This is a genomic window from Nocardia sp. CA-128927, from assembly GCF_050955855.1.
GTDB lineage: Bacteria > Actinomycetota > Actinomycetes > Mycobacteriales > Mycobacteriaceae > Nocardia.
Map to the genome: position 1 here is coordinate 234075 of NZ_CP192087.1, position 20685 is coordinate 254759.

The following is a 20685-nucleotide window of genomic DNA, read 5'->3' on the forward strand; positions in this document are numbered from 1 at the left end:
ACCTCGGCATCGGCGTGCGGGACCGGGCTACGCCGCCGCGATCCCTTCGGCGAACAGCAGGCGCAACTTGAACGCTCCGGCGCGCAACTCCTTCGCGGCCGCGTACTCCGCCGACGCGTGCCACTCGCGCAGCCGGTCCATATCCGGGAACTCGATCACGGTGGTCACTGCGGCCGCAGGCCAGGAACCCACCGCCGTTTCTGGCGTGGCACCGGCGACGAGATAGCGGCCGCCGTACTTCAGAACCGACGGCACGGCCACCGCTCGGTACGCCCTGGCCCGCTCCTCGTCCTGAATCTCGGCATCGACGATCACATACGCGGTCATGAACCTCCAGTCGCGAGCACTGTCCCTATCTGGCGTGGAAAAAGGAAACGGTGTGTCATAGGGACACGGCGAAGACTATCGCAACGATGTACCGTGTCAAGATGCCAGCGACGGAACAGCCGACCAGACGGGAACGGCTGCGCACGATGACGACCGCGGAGATCACCACGATCGCCCTGCGTCAGATGGCCGCCGACGGTCCCGGTGCGATCTCGCTGCGCGGCATCGCCCGCGAGATGGGCATGACCGCGCGTGCCATCTACAGCTACTTCGCCGACCGCGACGACCTGATCACCGCACTGATCGGCGACCTGAGCACCGCGCTGGCCGACGCGCTGGAGACGGCCCGCGACGCCGTCCCCGCCGACGAGCCGGGCGGCCGATTGCTGGCCTGGTGTGCGGAGCTACGCGAATGGGCGCTGGCCCACCCGGAGGGTTTCCGGCTCATCTACGGCGACCCGGTCCCCGGCTATTCCGCCCCCGACGGTGCCCCGGTCGAACAGGCCGCGCAGCGAATCTGCGGCGGACTCAACGAGCTGGTCGCCGCGGTCTGTGCACCGAATCACGGTATAGCTGTGGATAACTCGGCATGGTCCAACTTCCCCGAGGAATACCTGACGAAGATCCGCGCCGACGTGCTCGGCCTGACCCCGGAAATCGCAGCACTCGCATTGCGCGTGTGGGGCCGGGTACACGGCCAGGTCTCCCTCGAGGTCCACGGCCATCTGCGCCCCGTCTACACAGACCCCGCCGCGCTGTTCCACGCGGACATGCTCGACCTCGTCGCATCCCTCGGGGCCGCAAACCGGTGAGGTTATAAAGCCTCCATTGCCGTCAAGTCCACTATCGGCAAACTTCCGGCGAAAACGGGATGGCTCGGACACGAAAACGTGCGCAGACCCGGTCCCGCAATGTGCCCCGCACGACTCCACCCAGACCCCGCGCGGACTTCCGATACTCTGGGCTCCCGTGACCGTCGCATCGTCCCCGGGTAACTCCGCCAACTCCACCTCACAGTTCGATCTGATCGTCGTCGGCTCCGGATTCTTCGGGCTGACCGTCGCCGAACGCGCCGCTACCGAGCTCGGTAAACGCGTGCTGGTGATCGATCGTCGCTACCACCTCGGTGGCAACGCCTACTCGGAGCCGGATCCGGATACCGGGATCGAGATCCACAAGTACGGCGCGCACCTGTTCCACACCTCGAACAAGCGCGTCTGGGATTACGTCACCAAGTTCACCGAGTTCACCGGGTACCAGCACCGGGTCTTCGCGAAGCACAAGGGGCAGGCCTACCAGTTCCCGATGGGCCTCGGCCTGATCTCCCAGTTCTTCGGCCGCTACTTCACGCCGGACGAGGCGCGCACGCTCATCGCCGAGCAGTCCGCGGAGATCGACACCAAGGACGCGCAGAACCTCGAGGAGAAGGCGATCTCGCTGATCGGCCGCCCGCTGTACGAGGCGTTCATCCGCGACTACACCGCCAAGCAGTGGCAGACCGACCCGAAGGAACTGCCCGCGGGCAACATCACCCGGCTGCCGGTGCGCTACACCTTCGACAACCGCTACTTCAACGACACCTACGAGGGCCTGCCCAAGCAGGGCTACACGAAGTGGCTGGAGAACATGGCCGCCTCGGAGCTCATCGAGGTCAGGGTGAACACCGACTGGTTCGACGTGCGCGACGAGTTGCGCGCCGCGAACCCGGACGCCCCGGTTGTCTACACCGGCCCGCTGGACCGCTACTTCGACTACCAAGAGGGCGAACTCGGCTGGCGCACCATCGATTTCGAGACCGAGGTGCTGGAGACCGGTGACTACCAGGGCACCTCGGTGATGAACTACAACGACGCGGACGTGCCCTTCACCCGCATCATCGAGCCGCGCCACTTCCACCCGGAGCGCGACTACCCGGCGGACAAGACGGTCATCATGCGCGAGTTCTCCCGCTTCGCGCAGACCGGCGACGAGCCGTACTACCCGATCAACACGCCGGAGGATCGCGCCAAGCTGGCCGCCTACCGCGCGCTCGCCAAGAAGGAAACCGCAACGGACAAGGTCCTTTTCGGTGGCCGCCTCGGCACCTACCAGTACCTGGATATGCACATGGCCATCGGCAGTGCGCTCAGCATGTTCGACAATGTGCTGCGGCCGCACTTGGAGACCGGTGCGCCGCTCGCTGACGAAAGTGCAGAATGACCTCCCAATCCATTTTGGAAGACATGACCACCGAGACCCGCGCGAAATCGCTGCTCCAGCGGATCATCCTGCCCCGGCCGGGTGAGCCGCTCGACGTGCGCACCCTCTACGTCGAGGAATCCAAGACCAACGCCAAGCGCGCGCACGCCGCCACCCGCACCTCGCTGTCCATCGGCGCGGAGTCCGAGGTGTCGTTCTGCACCTACTTCAACGCGCTGCCCGCGAGCTACTGGCGGCGCTGGAGCATCCTGGAATCGGTGGTGCTGCGCCTGGAACTGGCCGGCCACGGCCGGGTGGACGTCTACCGCTCGAAGGCGGACGGTTCGCGAATCCACGTGCAGGGCAAGGAATTCGCGGTCGCGCCGGGCACCGAGTCGGTGCACGTCGAGTTCGAGGCCGACCTCGGCCCGTTCGAGGACGGCGGCTGGATCTGGTTCGACATCACCACCGACACGGCGGTCACGCTGCTGTCCGGCGGCTGGTACGCGCCGGTCGAGGCGCCCGACGAGGGCACCATCGCGGTCGGCATGCCGACCTTCAACCGGCCCACCGATCTGGTGAAAACCCTTGCCGCCCTTGGCTCGGACCCGCTGGTGGTGGCGAAGATCGCCGCGGTGATCGTCGCGGACCAGGGCAACCGCAAGGTCGTCGACGAGCCCGGTTTCGCCGAGGCCGCTGCGCCGCTCGGTGACCGGCTGGCCATCCACAATCAGCCGAACCTCGGTGGCTCCGGCGGCTACAGCCGGGTGATGTACGAGGCGCTGAAGACCACCGATGCCCAGTACATCGTCTACATGGACGACGACATCGAGATCGAGCCGGACTCGATCCTGCGCGCGCTGGCCTTCGCCCGGTTCGCCAAGTCGCCCATGCTGGTCGGCGGGCAGATGCTCAACCTGCAGGAACGCTCGCACCTGCACAGCATGGGTGAGGTCGTCGACCGCGGCATCTTCATGTGGACCTCCGCGCCGAACGTCGAGTACGACCACGACTTCTCGAAGTATCCGCTCAAGGATCGCGACAACTCCAAGCTGCTGCACCGGCGCATCGACGTCGACTTCAACGGCTGGTGGACCTGCGTGATCCCGCGCCGGGTGGCCGAAGAGATCGGCCAGCCGCTGCCGCTGTTCCTGAAGTGGGACGACGTCGAATACGGCCTGCGCGCGCGGGACCACGGCTACTCGACGGTCACCCTGCCAGGTGCCGCGGTGTGGCACATGGCGTGGAGCGACAAGGACGACGCCATCGACTGGCAGGCGTACTTCCACCTGCGCAACCGGCTGGTCGTCGCCTCGCTGCACATGCCGGGCAACGGGCGCGGCATGGTCGTCAACACCGTCAAGGCAACGCTGAAACACCTGCTGTGCCTGGAGTATTCGACGGTCGCCATCCAAAACCTGGCGATCCAGGACTTCCTCGCGGGCCCGGAGCGGCTGTTCCAACTGCTGCCGAGCGCGCTCGGCGCGGTGCACGCGCTGCGCAAGCAGTTCCCCGACGCGGTGATCCTGCCGTCGTCCACCGAACTGCCGCTGGCCAGTCACCTCGAGGTCGGCGCGGTCGCCGAGCCCGCCAACCCGATCGCCAAGGTGGCCCGGCTGGCCAAGGGCGTCGTGCACAACTTCCGCCCGGCGCACACCCAGCACCACGAGACCCCGCAGCTGAACGTCCCGACGCTGGACGCGCGGTGGTTCTTGCTGTCGCAGGTGGACGGCGTTACCGTCACCACCGCTGACGGACGGGGCGTCGTCTACCGCAAGCGCGACCCGCGCCAGGCCCTCGGCCTGTTCAAGGAAGCCCTGCGCCTGCGCAAGGAACTGGCCGCCCGCTTCCCGGAAATGCAGCAGCGCTACCGCGCCGCCCACCCGCAGCTGACCAGCACCGCGGCCTGGGAGAACGCCTTCGGCATCGGCGCCGACACGAAGGGTGACAAGCAGTGAGCCTCGCGGACAACACCGCGGTGAACCAGCCGCTGCAAAGCACGAACGGCCACGGCGGACCGGTGTCCGCGGTGCCGTCGACCGAGCCCGCGCCGCCCGAAGTCAAGATCATCAACGCCGTGCAGGCCAGGATCGCCACCCCTGAGGTGATCAAAGCGGCCCGCGGCATGTCGCACTTCGGCGAGCACGCGCTCGGCTGGGTCGGCATCGCCGCGGCGGGCTGGCTGGTCGACAAGCCGCGCCGCAGACAGTGGGCCGGGGCCGCGGTGGGTGCGGTCGGTGCGCACGCCGCGTCGATCGTGATCAAGCGGATCGTCCGGCGGCCTCGCCCGAACGATCCGTCGGTACAGGTCAACGTGTCGACCCCGAGCAAGCTGAGCTTCCCGTCCTCGCACGCCACCTCGACGACCGCGGCGGCGGTGTTGCTCGGCAGATTGACCGGGCTACCCTTGCCTGCGGTGCTCGTCCCACCGATGCTGCTTTCCCGGGTCGTGCTCGGGGTGCACTATCCCTCCGATGTGCTCGCTGGTTCGGCGCTCGGTGCCGCGTCCGCCGCCGTTGTGCTTGCCGCCGAAAAGAGATTCGATGACCGCCACAGAAAGAGCCTTGGTTGACATGAGGGAGCGAAGCGAGCGAATCATGACACAGCGCGCTTTGCGCATGACGGAGCCGAGCGCCAGCGAGGCGGAGTCATGAGCGAAGAGCCGACTGGTGCCGACCTAGCTGAAGCGGTCGTCAAAGGCCCGCCGAAGACGTTGGCGGGCGGGCTGTTCAAGGCTGTCCGGCCGCGGCAGTGGGTCAAGAACGTCCTGGTGCTCGCGGCCCCGCTGGCCGCGGGCACGGTCAACGAGATCGACGTGCTCGCGCATGTCGGCATCGCGTTCGTGGTGTTCTGTCTGGCCGCCTCCGGCATCTACCTGGTCAACGACGCGCTCGACGTAGAAGCCGACCGGGCGCATCCGACCAAGCGGTTCCGGCCGATCGCCGCGGGCGTCGTCCCGGTGAACCTGGCCTACATGCTGTCGGTGGTGCTGCTCATCGCCTCGATCGCCGGATCGTTCCTCGCGTCCTGGCACCTGGCTGTGGTGATGGCGATCTACATCGGCATCCAGCTGGCCTACTGCTTCGGCCTCAAGCACCAGGCGGTGCTGGACATCTGCATCGTGTCCTCGGGCTTCCTGCTGCGCGCCGTCGCCGGTAGCGCGGCCGCGAATATCGCACCGTCCCAGTGGTTCCTGCTGATCATGGCGTTCGGTTCGCTGTTCATGGCGGCGGGCAAGCGCTACGCCGAACTGCAGATCGCGGTGAGCACGGGCGCCAAGATCCGCAAGTCGCTCGAGTACTACACGCCGACCTATCTGCGGTTTATCTGGACCCTCGCGGCCACCGCCGTCGTGGTGTTCTACGGTCTGTGGGCGTTCCAACAGGACAACCTAAAAGACACCAATTGGTATGCAATCTCGATGATTCCGTTTACCATCGCAATCCTGCGTTACGCGGTCGACGTCGATGGCGGCGAGGCCGGTGAACCCGAAGAGATCGCACTGGGGGACCGTGTCCTTCAGTTCCTCGCAATCGCCTGGATCGGAGCGGTAGGTGTCGCTGTCTATCTCACCTGACGAGATGTTGGTAGCGGGAGTGGAGCAAGAGGAATACGCGAACGAGGGGCCGGCCAAGCAGCCGGCCCGCTCGGCGTCGCGGTACACCTTGCTATCCCGTGCCACGTTCGTCGGTGGGATCGCGCTCACCGTGGTCCTTTTCGCCGTCGGCGGCTGGCAGCGTCGCTGGATCGCCGACGACGGCCTGATCGTGCTGCGCACGGTGCGCAACCTGCTGGCAGGCAACGGACCCGTCTTCAACGAGGGCGAGCGGGTCGAGACCAACACCAGCACCGCGTGGACCTACATCGTCTGGTTCTTCAGCTGGCTGACCCAGGCGCGACTCGAGTACGTGGTGCTCGGCATCGCGCTCACGCTGTCGCTGGCCGCGGTCGTGTTCGCCATGCTCGGCGCGAGCAGGCTGTGGGGCGGCCCGAAGTCGGCGCTGCTGCTGCCCGCCGGGATGCTGGTGTACATCGCCATCCCGCCGGCCCGCGACTACGTCACCTCGGGGCTGGAGAGCTGCCTGGTGATCTGCTGGCTCGGCCTGCTGTGGTGGCAGCTGATCCGCTGGAGCCAGGCGGAGCGCGTCAAGTTGCCCGGCCTGTTCGGTCTGGTGTTCCTCGCGGGGCTGGCCCCGCTGATCCGTCCGGAGATGACGCTGGTCGGCGGGCTCGCGCTGCTGATGATCGTCATCGCGCCGATGCCGGAGGCCCGGCTGCGCCCGATCGTGTTGCGCGGCTTGATCATTCTGGTCGCGGGCCTGGTGCCGATGGGCTACCAGATCTGGCGGATGGGCTACTACGGCCTGCCCTACCCGAACACCGCGGTCGCCAAGGACGCGGGCGGCGCGAAGTGGCATCAGGGCTTCATCTACCTCTGGGATCTGGTCGGCCCGTACTACCTGTGGGTGCCGCTGCTCGTGCTGCTCGTCGCGGGCGTCGTCGCGGGGCGCAGCAAGCTGGCCGAGCCCGCCGACCCGGCCGGGCGGCATGCCGCGCCGGAGGGGCAGTCCCGGTGGAACGCGCGCCGGATTCGCGAGTGGCTGCGCTCGCCCGCCGCGGTGGTCACCCTGGTGCTGCTGAGCGGATTCATCCTCACCGTCTACGCGCTGCGCGTCGGCGGCGACTTCATGCACGGTCGCATGCTGCTGGCGCAGCTGTTCCTGCTGCTGCTGCCGGTCGCCGTGGTGCCGATCCGGCTGCCGATGGGCGGGTTCCGTTCCGCGACCGCCGCCGACTGGTCCTTCGCCGTGGTGCTGTTCGCGTTGCTCGGCACCGCGGGCTGGGCGCTGTTCGCCGCCAACACGACCGCGATCACGTCCGGCACCAAGATCACCTCGACCGGCATCGTGGACGAGCGGGTCTACTACGTCCTCAACACCGGCCACGATCACCCGATCCTGGCCGAGGACTACCTGGACTACCCGCGTATCCGGCCGATGGTGGACAACATCACCGAGACGCCGAACGGCGGCCTGCTGCTGAACTCGCCGTCGTTCATGTTCTGGTACATCGCCCCGCCGCCGCAGCCCATCCCGGTCGGCGGTGCCGGGCACACCGTGTACTTCCTCAACCTCGGCATGACCAGTATGAACGTCCCGCTGAACGTGCGCGTCATCGACCAGATGGGCCTGGCCTATCCGCTGGCCGCGCACACCGAGCGGCTCACCGACGGCCGGATCGGGCACGACAAGGCCCTGTACCCGGACTGGGTCGTGGTGGACACCGGCATGGTGGACCGCAAGCCGTGGATGCCGTGGTACCTGGACGAGAAGTGGGTGACCCAGGCGCGCACCGCGATGTCGTGCCCGACCACCGAGGCGCTGCTGATCTCCTACCGCGACCCGCTCACCTTCGAGCGCTTCCGGCACAACCTGCGCTACGCACTGACTTTCGCCAAGTACCGGATCGACCGGGTGCCCAAGTACGAGATCGAGCGTTGCGGTTTGGTCGATCCGTTCCCCAAGCCCGCACCGGCGCCGCGCTGACGTAAATCCCAATGATCGACAACAACACCGGGTCCCCTTCACAGGGTGCCCGGTGTTGGCTTTGGGCAGGTTTCACAAAATTGACGTACACCCCTCTGTCTCGGTTCGATAACGCCCTTGTCACGATGACGCGCTAGGCTGCGAAAGTACGCCCGTCATCACGTCCACTAGTTGTGGGCATCGGCGGGTCATCGTTAGATGACGGCCGATGCCGTTGCATGAACGAGAGGTCGAAACTGATGCGAGGCGTGTTCGGGCGTCTGAATACTCGAAGAGCCGGATCGTGGCTGAAGCGTTCGGCGCTGGTATCGATGGCGATTCTGCTGCCGCTCGGGGTGTCGGTGGCAGGCCCGGCCGGACCGGCGTCCGCGGCGTTCAACCCGGACGGCTTCGATTTCTGGGTCGATTCGGAAATGGGTCCGATCAAGAACCGGGTCTTCCGTGCCGCCGACGGCAACACCGGCCGCGTGGTCTACGCGCTGGACGGCATGCGGGCCCGGCCGGACCTGAGCGGCTGGGAAGTCGACACCGAAGTCGTGCGCGAGCTGACCAAGTGGAATATGAACGTCGTCATGCCGGTCGGCGGTCCGTCGAGCTTCTACGCCGACTGGACGGGGCCGAGCAACTTCTTCGGTCTCGGCAGCGCGGGCTCGTCGTCCACCGGCTCCGCCAACTCCGGCTCCGGACTGCTCTCGGGCTCCGCGGGCATGGGTAAGACGAATACCTACAAGTGGGAAACCTTCCTCACCCAGAACCTGCGCAACGCGCTGCGGGACCGCCTGGGCTTCAATCCGAACGGCAACGCGGTGTTCGGCCTGTCCATGGGCGGCAGTGCCGCGCTCACTCTGGCGGCCTACCACCCGGACCAGTTCCGTTACGCTGGTTCGTATTCCGGCTACCTGAACATCTCGGCGCCGGGTATGCGCGAGGCACTGCGGGTGGCCATGCTCGACGCGGGCGGCTTCAATATCGACGCGATGGCGCCGCCGTGGGGTCCGCAGTGGCTCCGGATGGATCCGTTCGTCTTCGCGCCGCGGCTGAAGGCCAACAACACCCGGCTGTGGGTGTCCGCGGGTAGCGGGTTGCCCAGCGGTGCCGACGGTCTGAGCTTCAACACCGTCAACGCGATGGGACTCGAGGCGCTGGCGCTGGCCAACACCCGCGCGTTCCAGGTCCGGATGGCCACCCTGGGTGCCGGCAACGCCACCTACGACTTCCCGGCCGTAGGTGTGCACAACTGGACCTACTGGGCCGATGAGGTCTACCGGATGATCCCGGACATGTCCGCCAATATCGGGTGATTCACGGGTAAGTCTGTTCGAAAGACCGCCCGGTGCGAGTGCACCGGGCGGTCTTTTCGTTTGCCAGTCGTCCAACGGGGGTTTGGTAACGAATGTGAAGGGGTAGCGGCAGGTAAGTTGTGGCATGAGTCACTTTCCAGCAACATATAAGCTTCCGATGCCGATTGATACACGAGGAACATGCACGGAGGTCGATTCGTCCGTTTTCGGTGGACGGCGGCACTCGGTGTCCGCAGAGGGGGCCGGTCGAGATCGCCAGCTGTTTGCCCCCCGGCCGCCCGAACGAAAGGTCGAGTTAGATGCGAATTGCCCGCTGGAAAGGTAGATCCGGTACGTCCGGAACGACTGGTTCGTGGGTGAAGCGATCCGCACTCGGGGTCGCCGTGGCGCTTTTGCTGCCCTTCGGTATCGCGGCAGCGGGTAGTGGGGCCACCGCATCTGCGGGCATGGACCCCGGGGCGTTCGACTTCTGGGTCGATTCCGGCATGGGGCCGATCAAGACCCGCGTGCTGCGCGCCAGGGACGGCAATACCAACCGGGTCGCCTACGTGCTCGACGGCATGCGCGCGCCCGAGACCCTGAACGGCTGGGAGATCGAAACCAACGTTCCCGCGGGCCTGGCCGACGCCAACATCAACGTGGTCATGCCCGTCGGTGGTATGTCCAGCTTCTACGCTGACTGGAACGCGCCGAGCGAGCTGGCCGGCATCCCGGCGGGCACCGGCTCGTCCTCCGGCTCCGGCGCGCTGAACATCCTGGCCGCGGGCCCCGGCAAGAGCTACCGGTACCAGTGGGAGACCTTCCTGACCCGCGACCTGCGCAACGCGCTGCGCGACCGGCTCGGCTTCAACCCGAACCGCAACGGCGTGTTCGGCCTGTCCATGGGCGGCAGCGCGGCGCTCACCCTGGCCGCGTACCACCCGGACCAGTTCAGCTTTGCCGGTTCGTACTCCGGCTACCTGAACATCTCCGCGCCGGGCATGCGTGAGGCGATCCGCATCGCCATGCTGGACGCGGGAGGCTACAACGTCGACTCGATGGCGCCGCCGTGGGGCCCGCAGTGGCTGCGGATGGATCCGTTCGTCTTCGCGCCCAACCTGGTTCGCAACGGCACCCGGCTGTGGATCGCCGCGGCGAGTGGTCTGCCGACGGCGAACGACGGACCGAGCTTCAACACCCTCAATGGGATGGGCCTGGAGGCGCTGGCGCTGGTGAACACCCGCGCGTTCAACGCGCGGATGGCGACGCTGGGCGGCGGCAACACCGTCTACTCCTACCCGGCCTACGGTATTCACGCGTGGAACAACTGGACCGATGAGGCCTACCGGATGATTCCGGATATGTCCGCCAATATCGGCTGACGAATTCGTCGTAAACAGACCGTCCGGCACTGCAAAGTGCCGGGCGGTCTGTTGTTTTCGCCCATCCCGCGGATATCAGGAGATGATTGGCTGGTGGATCGCTGGCGATGAATTGTGCTCTTGTCACCGCCGGGTCGCTCGGGCATACCCGCGACTTCGGCAAATCTCTGGTTTTCGTCACGATCCGGCATCGCAGTGCGTTTTCCGACGGGCAGAACTCGAATAGCTGCTGAGAAGCCATCGATGCCAGGTGTTGATCTACCTGCACCACAGTTGCGGTCAACGGCGAGCGCACGGGCGAAAGGTCGAATCGATGCGATCAGGCGGAGTATGCGGGGCGGTTGCCATTGGACGGGAATCGGCGGAGCGCCGCTGGTTTCGGCGTTCGGCCCTGGCCCTGGCCCTGGCGCTCGCGCTGCCGTTCGGCGCCGCGCTCGGCGGCCACGGCGCGCCCGCCCAGGCCGGCTTCAACCCCGGCGGCTACGACTTCTGGGTCGACTCCAGCATGGGCCCGATCAAGTCCAGGATCTTTCGCGCCGTCGACGGCAACACCCGCCGGGTGGTCTACGCGCTGGACGGCCTGCGCGCCCGCAACGATCTGAGCGGCTGGGAAGTCGACACCGACATCTCCAGGGTGTTGCCGAAGTGGAACATCAATGTGGTGATGCCGGTCGGCGGGCAGTCCAGCTTCTATTCGGACTGGATTGCGCCGAGTAATACCAATGGCCAACAGCAGCCTTATGCCTGGGAGACCTTTCTCACGAACAATCTGCGCTGGGCGTTGCGCGACCGGCTCGGCTTCAATCCGCGCGGCAACGGAGTGTTCGGCCTGTCCATGGGTGGCAGCGCCGCGCTCGCGCTGGCCGCATACCATCCCGACCAGTTCCGTTATGCCGGTTCGTATTCGGGCTACCTGAACATCTCCGCGCCCGCCATGAAGGAGGGGCTGCGGCTGGCCATGCTCGACGCGGGCGGCTACAACATCGACGCGATGTGGGGTCCGCCATGGGATCCGCGCTGGTTGCGTAACGATCCGTTCATGTTCGCGCAGCTGTTGCGCAACAACGGAACTCGGCTGTGGATCGCCTCGGGCAACGGCCTGAACGGACCGCGCGACGTGATCAACGCGCCGATCGACGTCTACCACCTCGGCAACGCGATGGCGCTGGAAACGATCGCGCTGGCCAACACCCGCGCCTTTGAAGCTCGGATTAACAGTCTCGGCCCGAGCAACTCGGTGTTCGTCTACACCCCCGTGGGCGTGCACAGCTGGAACTACTGGCAGGACCAGGTGTTCCAGATGCTGCCCGACCTGAGCGCCAATTTAGGCTGACTTGAATTCGCGGCCCTCCCTTGGCCCTACGTGGTTACGCTGCGCTGCCGCCTCCGGGCCTGACGCTCGCGCCGCGGGAAGCTGACACTTCCGGCCATCAGGGTGAAATTTTGGTGTTCCGGCACGACAATCACCGGGGGAACGCGATAGGGTCACCGCACCATCACAGATTGCGTACGGGCGGATTTCGGCCACCTGGTTGCCTCGGCCTTGCTAAGGCCACGGGTGTCGAATATCGTCCAGCGAGCGCAAGTGTGACCAGATCGTTGTTTCGCAGTCGCCTGCGCCGGAATGTCGGGGTCCGGTGTGTGGCGGTGTGTGACTCGTTGGCAGCACTGGTGCGGTTGCGCCCCTCGCGGGTCGCCTACGGCACCACAACAGGCAGAAAAGCAGAAAGAGAGCAGGATTCATGCGTTTCGGCAGGGCGGCCGCGCCGATGAGAACGAAATCGGGACGGCGAGGCGCACCTCGTGGTTGGCGTAATCGAATTCTGGCTGTCGGTGCCGCTGCATTGGCGCTACCGATCGCCGCAGGTGTGGCGGCCCCGATCGCCACCGCGTCGCCGGTGCACGCACCGGTATTGCGTACCCCCGCAGGTGGATTCGAAGATCTGATGGTCCCGTCCAGCATGGGCCCGATCAAGGTCCAGGTGCAGTGGGCATCGCGCGGCGGCAACGCGGCGCTCTACCTGCTCGATGGACTGCGGGCGCGTGATGACCGTAACGCGTGGTCGTTCGAGACGAACGCACTGCAGCAGTTCGGCGGCGACAACATCACCCTGGTCATGCCGGTCGGTGGTCAGTCCAGCTTCTACACGGACTGGTACACGACCAGCAACACCAACGGCCAGAAGACCACCTACAAGTGGGAGACCTTCCTGACCAAGGAGCTCCCGGCCTTCCTGGAGGGCTACGGCGTTTCCCGCACCAACAACGCGGTCGCCGGTCTCTCCATGGGTGGCAGCGCCGCACTCGCGCTGGCGGCTTACCATCGCGACCAGTTCAAGTACGCCGCCTCCTACTCGGGCTACCTGAATATTTCCGCGCCGGGCATGCGTGAGGCGATCCGCGTCGCGATGCTGGACGCGGGCCGCTACAACGTCGACTCGATGGCGGCGCCATGGAGCCCCGCATGGCTGCGGATGGACCCGTTCGTGTTCGCGCCGCAGCTCAAGGGCCTGCCGATGTACATCTCGGCGGCCAGCGGCCTGCCGGGTCAGTACGACTCGCCGAACTCGGCGGTCGGCGCGTTCAACACCGGCAATGCGATGGCGCTCGAGGCGCTCTCGCTGGTCAACACCCGTGCGTTCCAGGCTCGCCTGACCTCGCTCGGCATCCCCGCCACGTTCGACTTCCCGGCTCAGGGCACCCACTCCTGGAAGTACTGGGAGAGTGAGCTCTTCAAGTCCCGCAACGGCATCCTGGACGCCACTGGCGCCCGGTGATCGCTGCTTGACCAACTCAGGCCGTACCCTTCGGGGTACGGCCTGAGTTACGTTTTGGGACAGGTGGTTTCAAGGGCAACCCGATGAGGTATCTATGTACTCACAAATCATTTGTCCCGGTAAGACCGCTTCGGCGCCACAGCTTCCAGCACGGAAGAGGTGGCGCCGGATGCGTTGTGCGAGCCCGTAAAACGAACACGAGGGTTTTCCTATCGTGCGTGTCCTCCCCGGAACACGGCGCGTGCGGGGGTAGAAAGCTCTTGTGGCAGGGATTCGGCGCGGCAGGTGGGGGAGACGCGAGCGTCGTGGCGCTCGCGCGGCTCGCGGGCGGTTGGTGCTGCTCGCTACTGCGATGGTGATCCCGTTGGCCGCGGGTATCGCACCAGCGACCGCGCAACCGGCTCCTGCCCCCGGCCCGGCACCAGCACCAGCACCTACCCCGGGTCCGGCACAAGGTCCTGCGGCATCGGACGCCGTCGCCCCGGCGTCCATCCAGAAGGTTATCTGGCTGACCGACCGCCGGGTCGCGCTGTGGATCAACTCGCCGTCGATGGCCACCCCGATCCAGGTGCAGCTGCTGCTCGCCAAGGACTGGGCCACCCGCCCCGACGCGCGCTTCCCGGTGTTGTACCTGCTCGACGGCCTGCGCGCGAAAGACGACGAGAGCGGCTGGACCAAGGACGCGGGCGCCGTCGACTTCTTCGCCGACAAGAACGTCACCGTCGTGCTGCCGATCGGCGGCCAGTCCAGCTTCTATTCCGACTGGATCCAGCCGAACAACGGCAAGAACTACAAGTGGGAAACCTTCCTGACCAAGGAACTGCCGCCGCTGCTCGAAGGCGACTGGCGGGCCACCGATGTCCGTGCCCTGGAAGGGCTTTCGATGGGCGGCACGGCGGCCATGTTCCTGGCCGCGCGCAACCCGGGCTTCGCCAAGTTCGCCGCGTCCTACTCGGGCTTCCTCACCACCACCACGATCGGCATGCCGCAGGCCATCCAGTTCGCCATGCGCGACGCGGGCGGCTTCGACACCGGCGCCATGTGGGGACCGCCGACCAGCCCGGAATGGGCCGCGCACGACCCGTACACGCTGGCGGAGAAGCTGAAGGGGATCACCCTCTACGTCTCCAGCGGCAGCGGCGCCACCGGTCCGTTCGACCAGGCGTCCGGCATTCCCGGGGTCAGCACCAACTACGCGGGCATGGGGCTGGAGATCCTGTCCCGGCTCACCTCGCAGAACTTCGTCACCAAGCTCGGCAGGCTGGCCATCCCGGCACAGGTGAATTACCGCCCGTCCGGCACGCATTCGTGGCCCTACTGGGACTTCGAGATGCGCCAGTCCTGGACCCAGGCCGCGGCCGCGCTCGGCGTCGATCCCGGCAAGACCGCGTGCACCGTCAGCGGCCAGATCGCCGCGGTGGCCAACGCGAACAACTGGCTCGGCGACTGCCTGTCCGGTGAATACCCGGTGGCCGGCGGTGTGGCGCAAGACTTCCGGTCCGGCCGGGTCTACTTCACGCCGAGCGGTGGCGCGCACCCGGTCGGCGGCATGATCGGCGGCGGATATCAGGCCGCGCAGGGCGCCGCCGGACCGCTCGGGTTGCCGACCGGCGACGAACGCGGGCTGCCGGACGGCAAGGGCCGCATGCAGACCTTCCAGAACGGCTCGCTCTACTGGACCCCGCAGACCGGCGCCCAGGTGGTGCGCGGCGCGATCCTCGACGAATGGGGCAGGCAGGGCTACGAGGGTGGCCCGGCGGGCTATCCGGTCGCACCCGAGGTGAAGACGCCGAACCGGGACGGCGCCGTGCAGGCCTTCGAGAACGGCCCGTTCTACTACAGCGCCAAGACCGGTGTGCACCGCGTGCAGGGCATGGTCCTCGGCAAGTACGCCCAAATGGGTTACGAGAACAGCTGGCTCGGCTTCCCCGCCACCGAGGAGCAGCCGCTGAAGGACCTCGGCCGGTACAGCCATTTCGAGGGCGGCAACATCTACTGGAGCCCGCTCTCCGGTGCCTGGGCCGTGAAGAACGGCCCGCTCATGGATGCCTGGCAGGTGCTCGGCTATGAGAACGGCAAACTCGGGTATCCGATCAGCGACGAGTTTCCCGTGCCCGGCGGCGTACAGCAGAACTTCCAGGCGGGCTTCATAGTCGTCAAAGACGGAAAACCAGAAGTCCACGGCCTCTAATAGTTTGGCCGCACCTATCACTGGCTAACACCACCCTGTTCGCGAGACACCCGAGGCCGCGAACCCGCTGCGGCCACGCGGCCGATAACACAGCTAGCCTGGGGGGCGACCTCCCCCGTTTGCGAACAGATCGAGGACAGAATTCATGCAGAGGACCCGTGGCAAGGTATTCGGCGTTGTTGTGGCGATCGCCGCGACCGGCCTGCTCGCCGCCTGTGGTGGCAACGACTCGACCGCGTCGAGCACGCCGACGCTGACCCGCACCACGGCGGCGACGCAGCCGCCCGCCTCGACCACCGGCCAGCAGGCGCCCGCGCCCGCCCCGGCGCCCGCACCCGAGCAGCCGCCGGCCGAGACGGTGGCGCCCGAGCGTCCGCAGCCGATCGAGTCCGCGCCCCCGGCGGACACCTCGAAGCTGACCGACAAGGACAAGAAGTACCTCGACGCGCTGAAGCAGCAGGGCGTCACCCCGTCCACCCCGGATATCGCGCTGAGCGTGGCGAACTACGTCTGCCAGGGCACCGCGTCCGGGGCGTCCGACCAGGATCTGATGACCTTCGTGACCGCGATGGCCGGTTCCGATCCGTCCTTCGATCCGGCGAAGATGCCGGTGGAGAAGGCCGGGCAGGTCTACATCAGCGCCGCTAAGCAGACGTACTGCAAGTGAACGCGCGCCGCGGTTCGACAGCTCGCCGGTCAAGGCCGGTGGGTTGTCTCCTGCTGATCGGGATCCCCATCTTGATCATCATCGTGGTGCTGTTGCTCTGGTACCTGCTCGCCGGTTTCCTGCGGCAACCGAAGCCGGGACCCAAGCCGCCGAAGGAGCCGACCTCGCAGTCGGCGGATTGCCCGGACGTGCAGATGATCTCGGTGCCGGGCACCTGGGAGTCCAACAGCAACGACGACCCGCACAACCCGACGGCGAACCCGGTGTCGTTGATGCTCAACGTCTCCAACCCGGTCGGCCAGCAGTTCCCGAAGGAACGGCTGGACGTGTACACCGTCCCGTACGTCGCGCAGTTCTCCAATCCGGTCGCGCTCCCACCGGACGGCCAGGCGTCCTACAACGCCAGCCGCTCCGAGGGCACCCAGCGGATGGTCGACGCGATGGCCGCGCGCTACCGCGACTGTCCGCTGACCACCTATGTGATCGCCGGGTTCTCGCAGGGCGCGGTGATCGCGGGCGACGTGGCCTCGGACATCGGCCAGGGCAAGGGTCCGGTGCCGGCGAACAAGGTGCTCGGCGTGACGCTGATTTCGGACGGCAGGCGCACCGGTGACACCGGACCAGGCGAAGCGGTCCAGGTCGGTGCGGTGCCCGCGGGCGTCGGTGCGGAGGTCGCGCTCAAGGGCCTCAACGTTCCGGGCATCACGATGACCGGCCCACGGCCCGGCGGCTTCGGCGAACTGGCCGAGCGCACCTTCACCATCTGCGCGCAGGGCGATCTGATCTGCGACGCGCCGCGACAGGCGTTGAGCCCGTTCAACATCATGGGCAGCGTCGGCGCGCTGGTGCGCGCGGCGGGCAATCCGGTGCACGCGCTGTACAACGGTTTCGTCGTCGAGGACAACGGAGCGACCTCCACCCAGTGGACCGTCAACTGGGCGAACGGGCTCATCGAATCGGCGCCGCATCCGGCGCATTCGTGAGTGTCAGCGGGGTGGATTCGTGAGAAGTCACAGCCAATGTTCCGGTCGGCACGCAGGACACCTAGAACTGCTCCGACAAGCGCGACTCCCGTTGGGCAGGACGCTGTAAAGTGCCGCTGGTGATCGCGACGCAGGCAACACCGACGCAGTGTTCGGGGTATGACCGCCCTGCACCGTCGCGCCAGAAATTCCTTACAGCCAGGAGCATGAGTTCATGACAGAAGCCGCCGCACCCGCCGGTGAGTTGACCGCGCTGGGTACGCCGCTGCGCAGCTTCCGCTTCGGGGCAGCGGGCGAGGGAAACAAGCAAGAGGGTGGTGCCCGCAAGTTCGTCCAGACGGCCCAGCAGGCCGAGGAATACGGCTTCGACACCTTCTTCGTGCCGGATCACCTCGGTGACCAGATCGGCCCGATCGCCGCGCTCGGCGCGCTGACCCAGGCCACCGAGAAGATCCGCCTCGGAACATCGGTGCTGGCCAACGGTTTCCGGCACCCCGTGGTGCTGGCCAAGGACCTGGCCACCATCGACGTGCTGTCCAAGGGTCGGCTCGAGGTCGGCGTCGGCGCGGGCTGGAAGCAGGACGAGTTCGTCGCCGCGGGCCTGCCCTACGAGACGCCGGGCATCCGGCTGGAGAAGCTGGACGAGACGTTGACCATCCTGGACGTGTTGCTGCGCGGCCAGGAGTGCAACTTCGAGGGCAAGTACTACCAGGTACGCGGGATCAAGGGCACGCCGCGACCGCGGCAGGGTCCGCGCCCGCCGATCTGCACCGGCGGCGGTGGCCCGAAGATGCTGCGGCTGGCCGCCAAGCACGCCGACATCATCTCGATCGTGCCGGTGACCACCAAGAACGGTAAAGGCCTCTTGTCGGGTATCACGCTCGAGAAGACGATCGAGAAGGTGAACCTGATCCGCGAGGCCGCGGGCGACCGGTTCGCCGACATCGAGCTGAACTGGGCCATCACCGCCATCGTCATCACCGACGATCGCGAGAAGACCGCTGAGATGGCACTTTCCGCGATCGAACGTGGTCTGCACCAGGATCTCGAAGTGGACGTGAAGCTTTCGGTGGAGGACATCCTCAACTCGCCCTACGTGGCGATCGGCAGCTTCGAGGAAATCGCCGAGCAGATCCGTCGTGTGCGCCAACTCACCTCGATGTCGTATGTCGGGGTGTTTCCCACCCAGATGGACGCATTCGCCCCCGTTATTCCCCTGCTGCGAGACGAGTGAGCCGGGCTTCTCTGTAACATGACTCTGGTTTGAGTACATCTAGCCGATAGCGGTCACCGCGCAGACCGCCCAATAACTGCAGGCTGACTCGGGCACTTGGAGACACCCGCGGGCGAAAGCGAGTCGGGGCCTCACAGGTAACAACGGCGTTGTCGCCGTCTTGCTGCGTGTGCCTCGGAGGAGAAGAAGGAATGGAAGAGACTTTCGACGACTACCTGGACGAGACCGGGAACATCCGAATTCCCGAGGATCACACCCTGGTCGACCACGTCGAGAAGCACACCCGGAACGACGCGAACACTCTGGCGTACCGCTACATCGATTACTCGCGTGAGCGTGATGGCGAGGCGCACGAACTGACGTGGCGTGAGTTCGGCATTCGGCTGCGCGCGGTGGCCGCTCGACTGCAACAGGTGACCAACCCGGGCGACCGGGTCGCGATCCTCGCGCCGCAGGGCCTGGATTACGTGATCTCCTTCTTCGCCGCGATCTACGCGGGCACCATCTCGGTGCCGCTGTTCGACCCGGACGAGCCAGGTCACACCGATCGCCTGCACGCCGTGCTCGCCGACTGTGAGCCCGCCGCCATCCTGACCGCCAGTTCGTCGGCGGCCGGTGTGCGGCAATTCTTCCGGTCGCTGCCCGCCGCGCAACGTCCGCGGATCATCGCGGTGGACGCGATCCCGGACAGCGTCGGCGAGGGCTGGGTGCGTCCCGATATCGCCATCGACGACATCGCCTACCTGCAGTACACCTCGGGCTCGACCCGGACCCCGGCCGGTGTGGAGATCACCCACCGCGCGGTCGGCACCAACCTGCTGCAGATGGTCGACGCGATCAACCTGGACTGGAACTCGCGCGGCGTCACCTGGCTGCCGCTGTTCCACGACATGGGCCTGCTGACGGTGATCCTGCCCGCGGTCGGCGGCAAGTACATCACCATCATGTCGCCGAGCGCGTTCGTGCGCCGCCCGTACCGCTGGATCAAGGAACTCGCCGCGCAGTCCGACGGCGCCGGAACCTTCGCCGCCGCACCGAATTTCGCGTTCGAGCACGCCGCCGCGCGTGGCCTGCCGAAGAACGGCGAGTCGCTGGACCTGTCGAACGTGATCGGCCTGATCAACGGCAGCGAGCCGGTGACCACCTCCTCGATGAAGAAGTTCAACGAGGCGTTCGCGCCGTACGGCCTGCCCAAGACCGCGATCAAGCCCTGCTACGGCATGGCCGAGGCGACGCTGTTCGTGTCGGCGACCAAGGCCGAGGACGAAGCCAAGGTCACCTACGTCGACCGCATCGAGCTCAACGCGGGCCGGATGGTCAAGGTCGAGCCGGGTACCGAGAACGCCATCGCGCAGGTCTCCTGCGGTTACGTCGCGCTGTCGCAGTGGGCCGTGATCGTCGACCCGGAGACCGTCGAGGTCGACGGCGGGCACGAGCAGCCCGACGGCCGGGTCGGCGAGATCTGGCTGCACGGCAACAACATGGGCATCGGGTACTGGGGTCGGCCGGACGAAACGTCGGCGACCTTCCAGAACAAGGTGCCGCACCGGTTGGCCGAGGGCAGCCATGCTGAAGGTACCGAGCGCGACGCGAACTGGATGCGCACCGGCGACTACGGCGTGTACCTGGACGGCGAGCTGTACATCACCGGGCGGGTGAAGGACCTGGTGATCGTCGACGGCCGCAACCACTACCCGCAGGATCTCGAGTTCTCCGCACAGGAGTCCTCGAAGGCCCTTCGTCCCGGCTTCATCGCCGCGTTCTCGGTGCCCGCCAACCAACTGCCCGCGCTCGTCTTCGATCAGGGCAGCCATTCCGGCCTGAAGTTCGACGCCGACGACGCCTCCGAGCAGCTGGTGATCGTGGCCGAGCGTGGTCCGGGTGCGGGCAAGGCTGATCCGCTACCCATCGCCGACGAGGTGCGCGCCGCGGTGGCGTCGCGTCACGGTGTCACCGTTCGAGACGTACTGCTGGTCCCCGCGGGTTCCATCCCGCGTACCTCCAGCGGCAAGATCGCCCGGCGGGCCTGCAAGGCCGCCTACCTCGAGGGAACGCTACGGGGTGGTTACACCCAGCAGGCGTTCCCCGATGCACCGGAAGAGTAATTGCCCAGGGGTGGC

The 20685-nt window shown here is 66.6% G+C and carries 16 protein-coding genes; 15 read left to right on the top strand and 1 reads right to left on the bottom strand.

Translation table 11 applies throughout. The features are described 5' to 3' along the window. Positions 1–27: 27 nt before the first annotated feature. Complete coding sequence (locus tag ACQPW1_RS01145) at positions 28–327, bottom strand: DUF1330 domain-containing protein (protein WP_433660922.1); 300 nt, start codon at positions 325–327, stop codon at positions 28–30. Between the two features lie 101 nt (positions 328–428). Here ACQPW1_RS01145 and ACQPW1_RS01150 point away from each other — a divergent pair, with 101 nt between their 5' ends. From ACQPW1_RS01150 to fadD32, 15 genes are all read left to right on the top strand, one after another. Next, on the top strand, positions 429–1139 hold the full coding sequence (locus ACQPW1_RS01150; protein WP_433660923.1) for a TetR/AcrR family transcriptional regulator: 711 nt from the start codon (positions 429–431) through the stop codon (positions 1137–1139). Positions 1140–1296: 157 nt separating this feature from the next. Continuing rightward, positions 1297–2526 carry a UDP-galactopyranose mutase gene (gene glf / locus ACQPW1_RS01155; RefSeq protein WP_433660924.1) on the top strand — a complete coding sequence of 410 codons (1230 nt, stop codon included), beginning with the start codon at positions 1297–1299 and terminating at the stop codon, positions 2524–2526. Beyond that, on the top strand, positions 2523–4463 hold the full coding sequence (locus ACQPW1_RS01160) for a glycosyltransferase (RefSeq protein WP_433660925.1): 1941 nt from the start codon (positions 2523–2525) through the stop codon (positions 4461–4463). Before glf ends, ACQPW1_RS01160 begins: the two co-directional genes overlap by 4 nt. A 62-nt stretch (positions 4464–4525) precedes the next feature. Further along, the gene (locus ACQPW1_RS01165; RefSeq protein WP_433665580.1) at positions 4526–5077 is read left to right on the top strand and encodes a phosphatase PAP2 family protein; all 552 of its coding nucleotides are present in this window, start codon (positions 4526–4528) and stop codon (positions 5075–5077) included. Positions 5078–5155: 78 nt separating this feature from the next. Further along, complete coding sequence (locus tag ACQPW1_RS01170) at positions 5156–6082, top strand: decaprenyl-phosphate phosphoribosyltransferase (RefSeq protein ID WP_433660926.1); 927 nt, start codon at positions 5156–5158, stop codon at positions 6080–6082. A 4-nt stretch (positions 6083–6086) separates the two neighbouring features. Continuing rightward, a complete protein-coding gene (gene zomB, locus ACQPW1_RS01175) occupies positions 6087–8051 on the top strand; it encodes a flagellar motor control protein ZomB (RefSeq protein ID WP_433665581.1) in 1965 nt (654 codons plus the stop codon). A gap of 218 nt (positions 8052–8269) precedes the next feature. Beyond that, a complete protein-coding gene (locus ACQPW1_RS01180; RefSeq protein WP_433660927.1) occupies positions 8270–9352 on the top strand; it encodes an alpha/beta hydrolase in 1083 nt (360 codons plus the stop codon). A 299-nt stretch (positions 9353–9651) separates the two neighbouring features. After that, positions 9652–10713: an alpha/beta hydrolase gene (locus ACQPW1_RS01185; RefSeq protein ID WP_433660928.1), complete on the top strand. Its 1062-nt coding sequence runs from the start codon at positions 9652–9654 to the stop codon at positions 10711–10713. A gap of 313 nt (positions 10714–11026) precedes the next feature. After that, a complete protein-coding gene (locus tag ACQPW1_RS01190; protein WP_433660929.1) occupies positions 11027–12046 on the top strand; it encodes an alpha/beta hydrolase in 1020 nt (339 codons plus the stop codon). Between the two features lie 409 nt (positions 12047–12455). After that, positions 12456–13490, top strand: a complete 1035-nt coding sequence (locus ACQPW1_RS01195; RefSeq protein ID WP_433660930.1) for an alpha/beta hydrolase — start codon at positions 12456–12458, stop codon at positions 13488–13490. A gap of 352 nt (positions 13491–13842) precedes the next feature. Next, positions 13843–15681, top strand: a complete 1839-nt coding sequence (locus ACQPW1_RS01200) for an alpha/beta hydrolase-fold protein (RefSeq protein WP_433660931.1) — start codon at positions 13843–13845, stop codon at positions 15679–15681. 145 nt (positions 15682–15826) lie between these two features. Then, complete coding sequence (locus ACQPW1_RS01205; protein WP_433660932.1) at positions 15827–16348, top strand: DUF732 domain-containing protein; 522 nt, start codon at positions 15827–15829, stop codon at positions 16346–16348. Beyond that, complete coding sequence (locus ACQPW1_RS01210; RefSeq protein ID WP_433660933.1) at positions 16345–17331, top strand: cutinase family protein; 987 nt, start codon at positions 16345–16347, stop codon at positions 17329–17331. The genes ACQPW1_RS01205 and ACQPW1_RS01210 overlap by 4 nt, the downstream gene beginning before the upstream one ends. Before the next feature lie 214 nt (positions 17332–17545). Continuing rightward, positions 17546–18565 carry an LLM class F420-dependent oxidoreductase gene (locus tag ACQPW1_RS01215; RefSeq protein WP_433660934.1) on the top strand — a complete coding sequence of 340 codons (1020 nt, stop codon included), beginning with the start codon at positions 17546–17548 and terminating at the stop codon, positions 18563–18565. Between the two features lie 191 nt (positions 18566–18756). Beyond that, a complete protein-coding gene (fadD32, locus tag ACQPW1_RS01220; RefSeq protein ID WP_433660935.1) occupies positions 18757–20670 on the top strand; it encodes a long-chain-fatty-acid--AMP ligase FadD32 in 1914 nt (637 codons plus the stop codon). Positions 20671–20685 lie beyond the last annotated feature (15 nt).

Coding starts and splice junctions, on each gene's coding strand:
- ACQPW1_RS01145 (WP_433660922.1), bottom strand. CDS start 327: ATGACCGCGTATGTGATCGTCGATGCCGAGATTCAGGACGAGGAGCGG.
- ACQPW1_RS01150 (WP_433660923.1), top strand. CDS start 429: ATGCCAGCGACGGAACAGCCGACCAGACGGGAACGGCTGCGCACGATG.
- ACQPW1_RS01160 (WP_433660925.1), top strand. CDS start 2,523: ATGACCTCCCAATCCATTTTGGAAGACATGACCACCGAGACCCGCGCG.
- ACQPW1_RS01170 (WP_433660926.1), top strand. CDS start 5,156: ATGAGCGAAGAGCCGACTGGTGCCGACCTAGCTGAAGCGGTCGTCAAA.
- zomB (WP_433665581.1), top strand. CDS start 6,087: ATGTTGGTAGCGGGAGTGGAGCAAGAGGAATACGCGAACGAGGGGCCG.
- ACQPW1_RS01180 (WP_433660927.1), top strand. CDS start 8,270: ATGAACGAGAGGTCGAAACTGATGCGAGGCGTGTTCGGGCGTCTGAAT.
- ACQPW1_RS01185 (WP_433660928.1), top strand. CDS start 9,652: ATGCGAATTGCCCGCTGGAAAGGTAGATCCGGTACGTCCGGAACGACT.
- ACQPW1_RS01190 (WP_433660929.1), top strand. CDS start 11,027: ATGCGATCAGGCGGAGTATGCGGGGCGGTTGCCATTGGACGGGAATCG.
- ACQPW1_RS01195 (WP_433660930.1), top strand. CDS start 12,456: ATGCGTTTCGGCAGGGCGGCCGCGCCGATGAGAACGAAATCGGGACGG.
- ACQPW1_RS01200 (WP_433660931.1), top strand. CDS start 13,843: ATGGTGATCCCGTTGGCCGCGGGTATCGCACCAGCGACCGCGCAACCG.
- ACQPW1_RS01205 (WP_433660932.1), top strand. CDS start 15,827: ATGCAGAGGACCCGTGGCAAGGTATTCGGCGTTGTTGTGGCGATCGCC.
- ACQPW1_RS01215 (WP_433660934.1), top strand. CDS start 17,546: ATGACAGAAGCCGCCGCACCCGCCGGTGAGTTGACCGCGCTGGGTACG.
- fadD32 (WP_433660935.1), top strand. CDS start 18,757: ATGGAAGAGACTTTCGACGACTACCTGGACGAGACCGGGAACATCCGA.